The organism is Bradyrhizobium sp. ORS 86 (genome assembly GCF_045571475.1).
Taxonomy (GTDB): Bacteria; Pseudomonadota; Alphaproteobacteria; order Rhizobiales; family Xanthobacteraceae; genus Bradyrhizobium.
The window spans coordinates 5,390,017-5,403,267 of sequence record NZ_CP120699.1 but is presented as its reverse complement, the minus strand read 5'-3'; the positions used below and the strand labels follow the sequence as shown (position 1 = coordinate 5,403,267).

The following is a 13,251-nucleotide window of genomic DNA, read 5'->3' as shown; positions in this document are numbered from 1 at the left end:
TGCGATAGCCCTACGGTGAGGGGGAATTGGCCTCTCGAGCGGTAGCGGTCGCTCTAGATTTCCATCCGGCTGCCGATCTCGATCAGCGAACCGCTCGGAATCCGGAAGCGATCGATCGCGTGCGCGGAATTCCGCGCCATGAAGGCGAACAGCGCAATCTGGAACCGGGCCAAGGGATTGCGGCGCGGCCGGCTGACGGGATCGTGGCGCTCAATGTAGTAGGTCGTGTCGTGCTGGACCGGCACCCCGATCTGCTTCGCATTTGCCAGCACGGTCGGCAGGTCAGGAATTTCGACGAAGCCGAAATGCACGGTGATGTGCCAGAGACCCTCGCAGAGCTGTTCGCAGCGAATGCGATCGGCCGGCCGGATCCGGGGAACGCTTTCGAAACTCGCGGTCAGCGCAATCGCGGTCCGGTGCAACGAATGCGCCTGCCTGACATAGTCGGCGATGATCGGCGGGATCCTGTGGCCGAGCCGGGTGAGGAAGATCGCTGTCCCCGGCACGCGCGCGACATGCTGCTCGCGCAGGCTGGCGACGAACGCATCGACGTGCTGTGCGCGCGCCATGCCTCGCCGATGCAGGGCGTCGATGCCGCGATGCCAGGTGGTCATAACGGCAAACACCAGCGCGCCGAACAGCAGGGGAATCCAGCCGCCTTCCTCGATCTTGAAGAGGTTGGCGAGGAAGAACGCAAGGTCGACGGTGAGCAGCACGCCGGTGAGCGCCGACGCTCGCACCGCGCTCCAGTGCCATGTGCGTCGCATCGCCTGGTAGAGCAGTGCGGTGGTCAGCACCATTGTCGTCGAGACAGCGGTGCCATAGGCGCCGGCAAGCCGGTCAGAGCTGCCGAAGCCGACCGCGAGCGCAACCGTCAGGCACATCATCGTCCAGTTCACGAAGGGTACGTAGATCTGGCCATATTCCTCGGCCGACGTCTGGTTGATCCGCACGCCCGGAAACCATCCGAGCTGCATGGCCTGCCGCGTCATCGAGAACGAGCCGGTGATGATGGCCTGGCTTGCGATGATGGTCGCCAGCGTCGCGAGCGTCACCAGCGGATAGATCGCCCACACCGGTGCGAGCTTGAAGAACGGGTTGGCGGAGGGATCAGGGGACGCGATGAAATTGCCGACCTGCCCTGCGTAGTTGAGCACGAGCGCAGGCAGCACGATGCCGTACCAGGCGAGGCGGATCGGCCGGCGGCCGACATGGCCCATGTCGGCGTAGAGCGCTTCGCCGCCAGTGAGCGCCAGGAACACGCCGCCGAGCAGCGTAAAGCCGAGCAGACCGTGCGTGGTCAGAAGCAGTACGCCGTGCTCCGGATTGAGTGCGCGCAGGACGTCGGGATGCCGCGCGACCGAGCTGATGCCGAGCACCGCCATGGTCACGAACCACAGCAGCATCACCGGGCCGAACGTCTTGCCGACGGTTGCGGTGCCGTGACGCTGAACTGCGAACAATCCGATCAGGATTCCCGCCGCGATGGGCATCGTGTAAGGCCTGAACACGTCGGTTGCGACATTCAGGCCTTCGACCGCACTCAGCACCGAGATGGCCGGCGTGATGATGCCATCGCCGTAGATCAGGGCGGCGCCGAATAGTCCGATCGCGATCAGCCATCGGTCGCGCCCGGACCATCGCGCGCCGGTCAGCGCCATCAGTGCCAGAATGCCGCCCTCACCATGGTTGTCGGCGCGCATCACGAACAGGCAGTACTTGAGCGAGATCGTGATGATCAGCGCCCAGATGATCAGCGAGAGCGAGCCGAGCGCGGCGTCCGGGGTGAAGCTGTCACCCATGAGATGAACGATGGTCTGCAGCGTGTAGAGGGGGCTGGTGCCGAGGTCGCCATAGACGATGCCGAGCGCGAGCACGATGCTGGTCGCGGTCGGTACTTGCTTGTCGCGATGGTGTGCCTCGCCAGTGAAGCCGGTCTTGTCGTCCAGGGCAGAAATCGTCGAAGAGGGCATCCGCTGCCACCATGTCGTCATGTCCCGAGCGCGTGAGCGGCTACCCGGCTGCTGGTTCCATCGTTACAACGATGATGGCGCCGGATCGTTGCGCGAACCTTCGCCGACTTCTGCTGCGAATCTCCTGAGCGCATCGAGCAGCAGATCGGGCGCCTCCTGCGCCACACAATGCCCGATGCCGTCGAATGTCCATCGGGTTGCATGCGGGATCAGTGCCGCGGCGCGATCGGCCATCTCCTTGTAGATCGGCCATGACTGTTCGGCGGTGGCGATGCGGACCGGGCAGGTGATGTCGGACAGCCAGGAAAAGGGATTGCCGCGCGCATCGCCGGTGTAGGTCTGCTCCATCGCCTCGAAGATCGGCTTGAGCAGCGCGGATTCGATCTCGGGTGTGCAGCGCAGCCGCATACGACCGTCGTCGACCTCGGCGAAGCCGTGACGAACATAGGCCCAGAGCGCGGGCTCGGTCCAAGGTGCGAAGGCCGGCGCCTTGCGCAGCCGCTGGAAGAGGACGTCCGCGCTGTCGAACTCGGCCTGACGGCGCAGCACGCCTTGCACAGATCCCTTTGCCAATTCGCTCAGGCCGCCGGCGCGCGGTTTGTGCGGATCCATCACCGTCGGCTCCATCACGAACAGGCGCGCGAAGCGTTCGGGCATTAGCTTCGCGGCGAGCAAGAGGTCGGTGGCGCCGGCACTGTGACCGATGCCGAAGATGCTATGGAGGTCGAGGCTCTCGACCACCACGCAGACATCCTCGGCAAAATCCCTGAAGTGATAGCGATCGGCGGCTGGCTTGTGGCTGAGACCATGGCCGCGGCGGTCGAGCGCATAGACCGTGTAATCGGACGCCAGCACCGCCGCCACCTCGGTCCAGACGTCGGCGACAAATCCGGTGCCATGCAACAGCAGCGCTGGCGGCTTGCCAGGCTCACCCCACTGCGCCAGCGCGATCGATGCGCTGTCGCCGCCTACGACGATGCGATGCGGCTGCGTCATCGGCCGACTATCGCGCGTCCTGCAGGATCATTCCCGCAGCCTTCTCGGCGATCATCGCGGTCGGCGTGTTGGTGTTGCCCGAGGTGATGGTCGGCATCACGGAGGCATCAGCGATGCGCAGGCCGTGCAGGCCGTAGAAGCGCAGGCGTTCGTCGACGACGGCCAAGGGATCGTTGGCCGTTCCCATCTTCGCGGTGCCGACGGGATGGAAGATCGTGGTGCCGATATCGCCCGCGGCTTTCGCCAGCGCGGCGTCGTCGTCGCCGACGGAAGGGCCGGGCAGGAATTCCTCCGGGCGGTACTTCTCCAAGGCCTTCTGCTTCATCAGCCGCCGCGTCGTGCGGATCGCATCGGCTGCGACCTGGCGGTCGTCGTCGGTCGATAGGTAGTTTGGCGCAATCGACGGCTTGTCGTCCAGCGTGGACGAACGAATGCGCACGGTGCCCCGCGAGGTCGGTTGCAGATTGCAGGCGCTGACCGTGATCGCTGGGAAGCGGTGCAGCGGATCGCCGAACTTGTCGAGCGACAGCGGCTGCACATGGAACTGGATGTTGGCGCGTGACCGCGTTGGATCGGAGCGCGTGAAGATACCGAGCTGCGACGGCGCCATGGTCAGCGGACCGCGGCGGCGGAATGCATAGTCGAGCCCCATCAGGCCGCGGCGGACCAGGTTGTAATAGGTCTCGTTCAGCGTGCGCACGCCCGAGACCTTGTAGATCGCGCGCTGCTGCAGATGGTCCTGCAAATTGCGGCCGATGCCCTGCACATCGAGCACGATGTCGATGCCGAGCGGCGACAGCCATTCGGACGGGCCGATGCCGGAGCGGTGCAGCACCTGCGTCGTGCCGATCGAACCCGCGCAGAGGATCACTTCGCCTTTTGCGCGCGCCTCCACCAGATCGTTGCCCTGGCGGAACAGCACGCCGGCGGCGCGGCCGCTCTCGACGATCAGCCGGTCGACCAGAACATGGGTCTCCAGCCGAAGATTGGGGCGATTGAGCACAGGCTTGAGGAAGCCGCGCGCCGACGACCAGCGCCGGCCGCGCTTCTGGTTGACATGGAAGTAGCTGGTGCCTTCGTTGTCGCCGGTGTTGAAGTCCGGAATGCGCTTGATGCCCATTTCTTCCGCGGCGTCGCCGACCGCATCGAGGACCTGCCACGACAGCCGCGGCGCCTCGATGCGCCAGCCGCCGCCGACACCGTGATGCTCGCTTTCGCCCAGGAAGTGATCCTCGAGCCGCTTGAACACCGGTAGCACGTCGCTGTAGCTCCAGCCGGTGAGCCCGAGCTGACGCCAGTGATCGTAATCGGCGGCCTGTCCGCGCATCGAGATCATCGCGTTGATCGCCGACGAGCCGCCGATCACCTTGCCGCGCGGATAGCTCAGCGCGCGGCCGTTCAGGCCGGGCTCGGCTTCGGTCTTGAACATCCAGTCCGAGCGCGGATTGCCGATCGCGAACAGATAGCCGACCGGGATGTGAAACCAGATCCAGTTGTCCTTGCCGCCGGCTTCGAGCAGCAGCACGCGCTTGGTCGGATCGGCCGACAGACGGTTGGCCATGATGCAGCCGGCGGTGCCAGCGCCGACGATAATGTAGTCGAAATCACCCTCGAGCCTTCGCGGCATGTCCTCGTTTCCCGGCGGTCATCTTTGCTGAGACTATTAGACCGATATCTCGTCGGTCTGAATGGAAATCTGCGGCGTCAAGCCTGAGATTACCCACTTACCAGACAGGCTTCGAATCGCCAAAGCCGGGGCGAATGAACTCTCTCAGAGCATCGGCTTATTCCGCGGCCGCGCGCGCCGGCGCCGCGGCAAGCCGCATCGTCATGCTGACCACAATCAGCACGATGAAATTCACCGCCAGTGCGACGATGCCGACGTTGAGGTCCTGGACCTGGGTGGGCAGCCACGACAGCGTGTGGAAGTTGACGCCGGTCAGGCTGACGGCGGCGACCGTGGCGACGCCGGCGATGATGCCCGCCGCTGCGCCCTCGCGGGTGGCGACGTTACGGTGCGCAAGGCTGAGCACCAGGGCGGGGAATAGCTGCGTGACGAAGCTGTAGCCCATCAGCAGGAGCGCCACGATGGTCTCCCCGCCCTTCAAGGTGAAGAACACCGCAACCAGCGCCACCAGCGGCACCAGGAGCTTCGCAAGCCGCGATATCTGCTGGTCGTCGGCCAACGGCTTGACCGCGCGGTAGAGGTTGTTGGCGATCAATGTCGCGGCGGTCATCAGGATCATCGAGCCCGGCACCAGCGCGGTGAGCACGCCGGTCGCGCCGATCAGCCCGACGAACCAGGGATCGAACGTTTTCACCGACAGCTTGAATAGCGCGAGGTCGATGTTCGAGCCCGTGAGCCCGGGAACCTGCAGGGTCGCCGCGAAGCCGACGAAAAACACGAACAGCAGGATGAGCTGGTAGAGCGGCAGCACGATCGCATTCTTGCGGATCACCGTGGCGCTCCTGGCGGTGTAGATCGAGCCGAAGGTGTGCGGCCACATGTAGAAGCCGAGGGCGGTGAGCAGTACGGTCGAGGAGAACCACCACAGGCTCTCGCCGTGCGGCGGCAGCGCGGTGAATCCCGGCTTGGCCTGTTCGATGGCCGTGAACATCGAGCCCAGCCCGCCGTAATAATGATAGGGCAGATAGATGCCGAGGAAGACCACGATGCCGAGGATCAAGGTGTCCTTGGCGACCGAGGTCCATGCCGAGCCGTGCACGCCCGAGACCATCACATAGACGGCGACGATGATTGCGCCAATCCAGACCGCCAGCGCTGGGGAGATCGCGCCATAACCCGCGATGTCGACGATGATGCCGAGCCCCTTGAACTGGAGCACGAGGTAGGGGATCAGCGCCACGATATCGACGAGCGCGACAAGGACGCCGAGCGCGGGGCTATCGTATTTGCGCACGAAGAAATCTGACTGAGAGTAGAGCCGGTTTTCCTTGGCGTAGCGCCAGATTGGCGGCAGCATGAAGTAAGAGAGCACGTAGGCAAGCGTGCCGTAGGCGAGGATGTAGTAGGCCGGCGCGCCCTTGCCGTAGGCATAGCCGCTGCCGCCGAGGAAGGTGAAGGTCGTGTAGATTTCTCCGGCGAGCAGCAGGAACACGAAGATTGCGCCGAAGCCGCGCCCGCCCACCGTCCACTGCTCGAGATTCATGTCCTTGCCGCGCCGGGCGAGAAAGCCCAGCACCAACGCCAGCAGCGCGGCAGCAGCGATGAAGGGCAGCGCTCCGTTCATGGCTCGCCCTCCCGGTTGGCCGGATCGACCGCGTAGATCACCGCCATGATGAGGGAGGTGAGCAGAATCCACACTACAATCCAGGCGAGCAGGAACGGCAGGCCGAAGACAAGCGGCGTCACTCGGTTGACGAAGAACGGGCCGACAATAAGAGCGAGGTACGGGGCAACGGCGAGCCCGCGGATGCTGCGCATGGCGAGGCCTCCGGTTTGCAATGAAAACCTATGTCATTCGTGAAAGTTCCGAATGGTTACCAAAGCTTCAGGTTGGCGGCGGCCGCGGGAGCCTGTTGAGGGACAGCCGGGTTCGGCCAGCGGGATGTCTTGCCGGGGCCTCGGAATGCCGGCGATCAGCGTCAGCATGCCGACGGCGAGCAGGGCGCCGACCAGGCCGAGCGGCGTGTAGATGCTTCCCGTGACGACGTTCATCCAGCCGATCAGCGCAGGGCAGACAGCACCGCCGAACGAGCCGATCGCGCTGATCAGCGCGATGCCGCCGGCCGCGGCGCTGCCCTCCAGCGTCGCGTTCGGGATGGTCCAGAACAGCGACAGGATCGCGAAGATGCCGATCGATGCGATCGCGAGCAGCGTCACGGTAAGTGTTACGCTGCCCTGCGCGAGCTGAAGCGCCAGGAAGCAGGCGGCTGCGATCAGGCCGCACGAGACCACATGCCATCGCCGTTCCCTCGTGCGGTCGGAACTGTAGCCGATCGCGACCATGCCGATCGCCGACGCGACCGAAATGGCGCCGCTCAGCCAGCCGATGTCGGTGGCGGTGGCCACGCCGACGCGCTTCAGCAGCGTAGGCGTCCACAGCAGAATGGTGTTGAGCGAGCAGAAGAACGCGAAATAGATGAAAGACAGCAGATAGACGCGCGGCTCGCGCAGGGCAGCGCCGAAGCTGCGCGTGGTGCCGGAGGCGCTCGCGCGATCGCGCGCGAGATCGCTTGCCACTCGCCGTTTCTCGTCGGCGTTCAGCCAGGCCGCAGTCTGCGGCCCGTCGGCGAGACAGAGATAGGCGACGATGCCGAGCAGCACCGCGGGAACGCCTTCAAGGATGAACAGCCACTGCCATCCGTGCAAGCCGTAGACGCCTTGCATGTGATCCATGATCAGGCCGGACACGGGACCTGCGATGATTCCGCCGAGCGGCACCGCCATCACGAACAGGCTGGTCATGCGGCCGCGCAGGCGGTCAGGGAACCAGAGCGTCAAATAGTAGAGGATGCCGGGAAAGAAGCCACCCTCGGCGGCGCCGAGCAGGAAGCGCAGGACGTAGAGATGATACTGGTTCTGCACCAGCGCGAGCAGCACCGTGACGATGCCCCACAGCACCATGATCCGCAGCAGGGTCTTGCGAACGCCAATCTTCACCAGCAGCAGGTTGCTCGGCACCTCGAGCGCGACATAGCCGACCGAGAAGATTCCGGCGGCAAACCCGAACACGGCATCGTTCAGCTTCAGGTCCTGCAGGAATTGCAGCTTGGCAAAGCCGATGTTGAAGCGATCGATGATCGCGACCGTGTAGCACGCCAGCAAAAACGGGATCAGGCGCCAGGCGATCCTCCGATAGAGAGCGGAATTGGCCGCATCCTGCATCGAAACCTCCACGAATGATTCTTCTGATTGTTGATTGTTTGGCCCGCGTGGGACGCAATCCGCCTGGATGGTGACGCGACGGCACTTTGCTCCCTCTCCCCGTTCTTACGGGGAGAGGGTTAGGGTGAGGGGCTGCGTCCGCATCGATGGTGATCGCTGCGCCCGCGGAGGCTCCCCCTCACCCGGAACGCATCGTGCGATGCGTTCCGACCTCTCCCCGCGCGCGGGGCGAGGCGAAGTGGAGCCTGTTGTTCGATTTCAAATTTCGCCGCTAGCTCGCTTTCGCGCTCGCCGGGAATTCCACCATCGCTTCGCCGGCAGCGACCGTTTCGCCGCGCTGGTTCTGCACGGCGACATCGACCAGCACCCAGCGCGACCTGGCGGTGACCTGCTTGGCCTTGATGGTGCCGGACGGGCGGATGGTGTCGCCCGGCTTCACCGGCTTCAGCCAGCGCGTCTCGAGGCGGCGATGGATCGCGCCCGCGGGCATCGCCCAGTCGGTCAGCATGCGCGAGATCAGGCCGAAATTGTTCATGCCGTGCATGATGATTCCGCCGAAATTCGTCTTGCCGAAATTGCCCTTCATGTAGTCGTCGTCGAGATGCAGCGGGTTGTAGTCGAGCGATGCATCGCAGAACAGGCGGATGGATTCCCGCGACACCGCGAACGCAGGACCGTCGATGGTGTCGCCGGTCTTGAGCCGATCGAAATTCACTGTGGTCATCCTGGACTTCCTTACATCGGACGGATGGTCTGGCCGCGACCCGAGCAGATCACGTCGCCATGCTGGTTGAAGAAGACGTTGTCGTGCACCACGAACAGCCGCTCGCGCTTGATGAACTTGTCGAGCGCACGCGCCTGCAGCGTGATGGTGTCGCCGGGGCGGGCAGGGATGTTGTAGCTCCAGGACTGCCCCGCATTGACGGTGCCCGGCGAGCGCATCCAGTCGTTGGCCGGCGTGCAGGCGAACATCAGCAGGATGTGGATCGAAGGCGGCGCGATCAGCCCGCCGTAGGGGCCGGCCTTCGCGGCCGCCTCGTCCAGATACAGCGGATTGGTCTCGCCGACCGCGCGGCAATACAGCGCGATCGCCTCTTGCGTCAGCTTGTAGGGCAGCGTCTTCCGCGCTTCGCCGGGAACGATCTCGTCCCAGACCTTGCGCAGCTTCGCGTCCTTCCAGAAATCGGTTTCGAAAGTGCCGGCCGCAGAACTTTCCGCTTGCGCCATCGTTGATCCTCCTGTTATGAGTTCGCCAGGCGAACATTTCATTCGCTACATGAACTGACGCTAACGCGGCCGGTGGGCCCTGACAAGCGCGGAGAGCCGCGTGATGTGCAGGCCGCCATGCGGGCTGCGATGTCCTGAGCCAAACGACGCCCCCAAACGAAATGACGTCATGAGCAAAGAGAGCGACGGCTTCGTGCGCGCGATTGCGCGCGGCTTCTCGATCATCGAGGCGCTCGGCAAGCCACCGGGACGGCACACGCTGGCGGAAACCGCGGATACGGCCGGCCTCAACCGCGCCACCGCGCGCCGCATCCTGGCGACGCTGGTCGCGCTGAAATATTGCGCCTCCGACGGACGCTATTTCAGCTTGCGGCCGCGCGCGCTCGGACTCGGCCTGTCCTATCTGAACGCGCTGCCGTACTGGGCGCATGCGCAGCGCGCGCTGGAAAACCTACGCAACGAGATCGGCGAGTCCTGCGCCATGGCGGTGCTCGACGAGGACGAAATCGTCTATGCGTTGCGCCTGCCGGCGCGCCGTATCCTTTCGGCCAATCTCGGCGTCGGCAGCCGCCTGCCGGCGCATCTGGTGTCGCTCGGCCGCGTGCTGCTCGCGGCGTTGCCGCCTGCGAATCGCGAGGCCTATCTCGCCGTAGGTGAGTTCAAGCAGGTCACGCCACGCACGATCACGAATCCGGCGCGGCTCGGCGAAGTGCTCGCACGCGTCGAGGGCGAGGGTTATGCCTGGGTCGACGGCGAGCTCGATCCGGCGATTTGCGGCATCGCGGTGCCCTTGCGCGACCCCGCGGGCGCGGTGGTCGCCGCACTCAGCGTCAATACGATCTCCGGCACTGTGAGCGAAGCCGGCGCGCGCAAGAAGTTCCTGTTGCCGCTACGCCGCACCGCGCAGGAAATCCGCAGCCAGATGCTGATGTCGGGCTAGCCAGATATGTCAGTCAGTAACAACGATCTTGACCCTGGCCCCATCAAGCAAATCCTTGGTCTCTGAGTAAATCATTGCTGTAAAGCTGATCCAGCCTTGCCAGGAGCACACCCACACATTGTCGACCGTGTATTCGCCTCCGAACAGTGGGAGTGTCGTGAAGGCGTAGCACTGGGAAGGGCCAAGGATCAGTCCTGCCGCGCGGCACCGATCAACCAACGGGCGCAGCAGCCAACCCTCATCATCATCAACGCAACGTTGATGGAATGCTTCCTCAGAGTCGGCAATCTTGGCAATCGAGCCGGCCGATACGTCCAGCATGTGAACGGCTCCCGCCGCATCCGCCAGGAATACGTCCGCGAACAGGCTGGCTCCCAGGACGCTGCAACCGGCAGGCAGTATGTCCGACCAGGCGGCGAGTTGGGCGAGCGTTATTTCAACCGGAAGGAAGTCTGAGCGATCCCGTTTCATTCTAAGATCGTGAATGCCCGATCGCGCTGCGGCAAGCCGGAGACTCTCATGCGAGTCATGTCTACGTCCTTACGGCAGGTCCCTTTCGATGGCTTTCGGTCGGTCGGCTCTGCACTTTGCCGCGCTGCGGGACCCGTCTGGAGCATGCCACATCTGTTGGGTGGACCGGTCCTTGCATGCTAGAGAGGATACTTGCAGTCCAACCTTCGAGGTCAGAATTCTCATGCCCATCGTCAACCGCGTCGCCGATCTGCAACCCGATATTCAGGCCTGGCGCCGCAACATCCACGAAAACCCCGAACTGCTCTATGACGTGCATCGCACTGCGTCATTCGTAGCTGACCGGTTGAGGGAGTTCGGATGCGACGAGGTCGTGACCGGCCTCGGCAAGACCGGCGTGGTCGGGGTCATCAAGGGCAAGAAGGGGCCTGCCAAGGGCGACGTCAAGGTGATCGGGCTCCGCGCCGACATGGATGCGCTGCCGATCCACGAGGAAACCAACCTGCCGTACGCCTCCAAGACGCCCGGCAAGATGCACGCCTGCGGCCATGACGGTCACACCGCGATGCTGCTCGGCGCTGCGCGCTATCTTGCCGAGACGCGCAACTTCGCCGGCGATGCCGTCGTAATCTTCCAGCCGGCCGAGGAGGGCGGGGCCGGAGCCGCCGCCATGATCAAGGACGGCCTGATGGACCGTTTCGGCATCGAGCAGGTCTACGGCATGCACAACGGTCCGGGGATTCCGATCGGCTCGTTCGCGATCCGCACCGGCCCGATCATGGCCGCAACCGACGCGATCGACATCAAGATCGAGGGGTACGGCGGTCATGCCGCGCGGCCGCACAAATGCATCGATTCCGTGCTGGTCGGCGCGCAACTCATCACCGCGTTGCAGCAGATTGTCTCGCGCACCGTCGATCCGCTCGACTCCGCCGTGATCTCGATGTGCGAATTCCACGCCGGCAATGCCCGCAACGTGATCCCGCAGACCGCGGAATTGCGCGGCACGGTGCGGACCCTGACCAAGGAGGTGCGCGACCTCATCGAGAAGCGCGTGCGCGAAGTCGTCGACGGCGTCGCGAAGATGACCGGCGCCAAGATCGATCTCACCTATGAGCGCGGCTATCCGGTCACGGTGAACCACGGCTTGCAGACGGAATTCGCGACCCGCGTCGCCAAGGACGTCGCCGGCGCCGCCAATGTGCACGAGATGCCGCCGCTGATGGGCGCCGAGGATTTCTCCTACATGCTGGAATCGCGGCCCGGCGCCTTCATCTTCTGCGGCAACGGCGACAGCGCGGGCTTGCATCACCCCGCCTACAATTTCAACGACGAGGCGATCGTTTACGGCACGTCGTATTTCGTGAAGATCGTGGAGAACGCGCTGGCGGCGTGATGTCTCCAAATCGTCATCGCGAGCCAACGGGGCGCGCGAACGCGCGCCCGATGGCAGACTCGGCGAAGCAATCCTTCCCAAAACTCGGGGATAAACGGATTGCTTCGTCGCTTCGCTCCTCGCAATGACGGCAAGGTCGTTATCTCCAGAAGGCGTGAGCGTCACGCATCCCATCTGACCGGCAGCGAGACCGGGCCACGGAACACCCAGCCGCGAACCACCGGCGGGGCGTCGTCGCGGAGCCGCAAGTTGCGCAGGCGCTCGAACAGCATCGGTGCCACGATCTTGCCGACGGTGAGCCGCGACACCCAGGTGCCGGCGCAGAAGTGCGGCCCGGCGCCGAATGCCAGATGCGACTGCTTCGGCCGCGAAACGTCGAAGCTGTCAGGATCGGCAAAGCGCTTGCCGTCCCGGTTCGCCGCGCCGACGCAGAGTCCGATCTGAAGATCCTGCGGCAACGTCACGCCGGAGAGATCGACGCTGCGGGTCACGCGGCGCGGATACATGCCGATCGGCGAGATCCAGCGCACCGCTTCCTCGAGCGCCGCCGGCCACAGCTCCGGCTTCGCCAGCACGGTTCGCTTCTGCGCCGGATTTTGCAAAAGGCCGAGCACGAGCGTGAGGATCGCATCGCGGGGCTCGTTCAGCCCGCCGCCGATGATCACCTTGATGTTGGCTCTGATGTCCTCGATCGACATCGGCGGATCGATATTGACCATCGACGACAGGATCGAGGGATTGGGATGGCTTCGATGATGATCGAGTACCGCCTCGATCGCGGCGTCGACGGCGGCGCCCGCCTGCATCGCTTTGCGCTCGATCTCGGCATCGCCGGCGTAATTGCCAGCGCCGTCGATCAGGGCTTGCGACCATGCGGCAAGGGTCTGCCACGGCATCGGCTCGAAGCCGATCATCTCCATCAGGCTGAGGGACGCCATTGGCGCGGCAAGTGCATCGAACAGGTCGGCCTCGCCCGCGCCGGCGAGCGCGCCGATCAGCCTCTCGCAGATCGCGCTAAACCTCGGCGCCCAGTACTCCCTGATCGTCGCGGGTCGGAACGAAGGTTCGATTGCCTTGCGGCCGATCATGTGCTCGGCGCCGTCCTTGCGCATGAAGGTCGGCCCCATCACCTTGTTGACGAGCGAGGTGGGGTTGTCGGCCGAGTACGTTGCCGGATCGCGCTCGATTGTCGTGATGTCGTCGAAGCGCGTCACCAGCGTCAGCTTCGCGGTCTCGACGAACACGGCGGGCGCCGTCTCGCGCAGGCGGCGGAAGATCGGATAGGGATCGTCGAGCAGATCCTGATACGAGATATCCGTGACGACGGGCACGGTGCTGGTCATTCGTCCTCCCTACGGGCGATTTTGCAGAGGCTAGCCGCGGGCGTGTAATCGCTCAA

The 13,251-nt window shown here is 64.4% G+C and carries 12 protein-coding genes; 2 read left to right on the top strand and 10 right to left on the bottom strand.

All coding sequences use genetic code 11. The features are described from left to right. Positions 1-53: 53 nt before the first annotated feature. The 8 genes from P6U25_RS25010 to P6U25_RS24975 all read right to left on the bottom strand — a co-directional run bounded on the left by P6U25_RS25010 (position 54) and on the right by P6U25_RS24975 (position 9,045). Positions 54-1,973 carry a potassium transporter Kup gene (locus tag P6U25_RS25010; protein ID WP_407147426.1) on the bottom strand — a complete coding sequence of 640 codons (1,920 nt, stop codon included), beginning with the start codon at positions 1,971-1,973 and terminating at the stop codon, positions 54-56. A gap of 63 nt (positions 1,974-2,036) precedes the next feature. Beyond that, positions 2,037-2,969, bottom strand: coding sequence for an alpha/beta fold hydrolase (locus P6U25_RS25005; RefSeq protein WP_407147425.1), 933 nt, complete (start codon positions 2,967-2,969; stop codon positions 2,037-2,039). Between the two features lie 7 nt (positions 2,970-2,976). Then, complete coding sequence (locus tag P6U25_RS25000; protein WP_407147424.1) at positions 2,977-4,596, bottom strand: GMC family oxidoreductase; 1,620 nt, start codon at positions 4,594-4,596, stop codon at positions 2,977-2,979. Between the two features lie 157 nt (positions 4,597-4,753). Next, positions 4,754-6,220, bottom strand: a complete 1,467-nt coding sequence (locus P6U25_RS24995; protein ID WP_407147423.1) for a sodium:solute symporter — start codon at positions 6,218-6,220, stop codon at positions 4,754-4,756. Then, complete coding sequence (locus P6U25_RS24990; protein WP_407147422.1) at positions 6,217-6,414, bottom strand: DUF3311 domain-containing protein; 198 nt, start codon at positions 6,412-6,414, stop codon at positions 6,217-6,219. The genes P6U25_RS24995 and P6U25_RS24990 overlap by 4 nt, the downstream gene beginning before the upstream one ends. A 33-nt stretch (positions 6,415-6,447) precedes the next feature. Beyond that, positions 6,448-7,818 (bottom strand): MFS transporter, encoded by a 1,371-nt coding sequence (locus P6U25_RS24985; protein WP_407147421.1) that lies wholly within the window; start codon positions 7,816-7,818, stop codon positions 6,448-6,450. A gap of 271 nt (positions 7,819-8,089) precedes the next feature. Next, positions 8,090-8,542, bottom strand: a complete 453-nt coding sequence (locus P6U25_RS24980; protein WP_407147420.1) for a MaoC family dehydratase — start codon at positions 8,540-8,542, stop codon at positions 8,090-8,092. A gap of 11 nt (positions 8,543-8,553) precedes the next feature. Next, positions 8,554-9,045 (bottom strand): MaoC family dehydratase, encoded by a 492-nt coding sequence (locus P6U25_RS24975; RefSeq protein WP_407147419.1) that lies wholly within the window; start codon positions 9,043-9,045, stop codon positions 8,554-8,556. A gap of 169 nt (positions 9,046-9,214) precedes the next feature. Here P6U25_RS24975 and P6U25_RS24970 point away from each other — a divergent pair, with 169 nt between their 5' ends. Next, positions 9,215-9,985 (top strand): IclR family transcriptional regulator C-terminal domain-containing protein, encoded by a 771-nt coding sequence (locus tag P6U25_RS24970; RefSeq protein WP_407147418.1) that lies wholly within the window; start codon positions 9,215-9,217, stop codon positions 9,983-9,985. Between the two features lie 9 nt (positions 9,986-9,994). Here the strand turns inward: P6U25_RS24970 and P6U25_RS24965 are convergent, their stop codons facing one another. Then, positions 9,995-10,456, bottom strand: coding sequence for a T6SS immunity protein Tdi1 domain-containing protein (locus tag P6U25_RS24965; protein WP_407147417.1), 462 nt, complete (start codon positions 10,454-10,456; stop codon positions 9,995-9,997). Between the two features lie 223 nt (positions 10,457-10,679). Here P6U25_RS24965 and P6U25_RS24960 point away from each other — a divergent pair, with 223 nt between their 5' ends. Next, positions 10,680-11,852, top strand: coding sequence for a M20 aminoacylase family protein (locus P6U25_RS24960; RefSeq protein ID WP_407147416.1), 1,173 nt, complete (start codon positions 10,680-10,682; stop codon positions 11,850-11,852). 161 nt (positions 11,853-12,013) lie between these two features. On the opposite strand, the gene P6U25_RS24955 is transcribed toward P6U25_RS24960, so the two are convergent. Next, on the bottom strand, positions 12,014-13,195 hold the full coding sequence (locus P6U25_RS24955) for a cytochrome P450 (protein WP_407147415.1): 1,182 nt from the start codon (positions 13,193-13,195) through the stop codon (positions 12,014-12,016). Positions 13,196-13,251 lie beyond the last annotated feature (56 nt).

What these genes read in the sequence shown, in the direction of transcription:
- P6U25_RS25010 (WP_407147426.1), bottom strand. Translation starts at nt 1,973, where the DNA reads ATGCCCTCTTCGACGATTTCTGCCCTGGACGACAAGACCGGCTTCACT.
- P6U25_RS25005 (WP_407147425.1), bottom strand. Translation starts at nt 2,969, where the DNA reads ATGACGCAGCCGCATCGCATCGTCGTAGGCGGCGACAGCGCATCGATC.
- P6U25_RS25000 (WP_407147424.1), bottom strand. Translation starts at nt 4,596, where the DNA reads ATGCCGCGAAGGCTCGAGGGTGATTTCGACTACATTATCGTCGGCGCT.
- P6U25_RS24995 (WP_407147423.1), bottom strand. Translation starts at nt 6,220, where the DNA reads ATGAACGGAGCGCTGCCCTTCATCGCTGCTGCCGCGCTGCTGGCGTTG.
- P6U25_RS24990 (WP_407147422.1), bottom strand. Translation starts at nt 6,414, where the DNA reads ATGCGCAGCATCCGCGGGCTCGCCGTTGCCCCGTACCTCGCTCTTATT.
- P6U25_RS24985 (WP_407147421.1), bottom strand. Translation starts at nt 7,818, where the DNA reads ATGCAGGATGCGGCCAATTCCGCTCTCTATCGGAGGATCGCCTGGCGC.
- P6U25_RS24980 (WP_407147420.1), bottom strand. Translation starts at nt 8,542, where the DNA reads ATGACCACAGTGAATTTCGATCGGCTCAAGACCGGCGACACCATCGAC.
- P6U25_RS24975 (WP_407147419.1), bottom strand. Translation starts at nt 9,045, where the DNA reads ATGGCGCAAGCGGAAAGTTCTGCGGCCGGCACTTTCGAAACCGATTTC.
- P6U25_RS24970 (WP_407147418.1), top strand. Translation starts at nt 9,215, where the DNA reads ATGAGCAAAGAGAGCGACGGCTTCGTGCGCGCGATTGCGCGCGGCTTC.
- P6U25_RS24965 (WP_407147417.1), bottom strand. Translation starts at nt 10,456, where the DNA reads ATGAAACGGGATCGCTCAGACTTCCTTCCGGTTGAAATAACGCTCGCC.
- P6U25_RS24960 (WP_407147416.1), top strand. Translation starts at nt 10,680, where the DNA reads ATGCCCATCGTCAACCGCGTCGCCGATCTGCAACCCGATATTCAGGCC.
- P6U25_RS24955 (WP_407147415.1), bottom strand. Translation starts at nt 13,195, where the DNA reads ATGACCAGCACCGTGCCCGTCGTCACGGATATCTCGTATCAGGATCTG.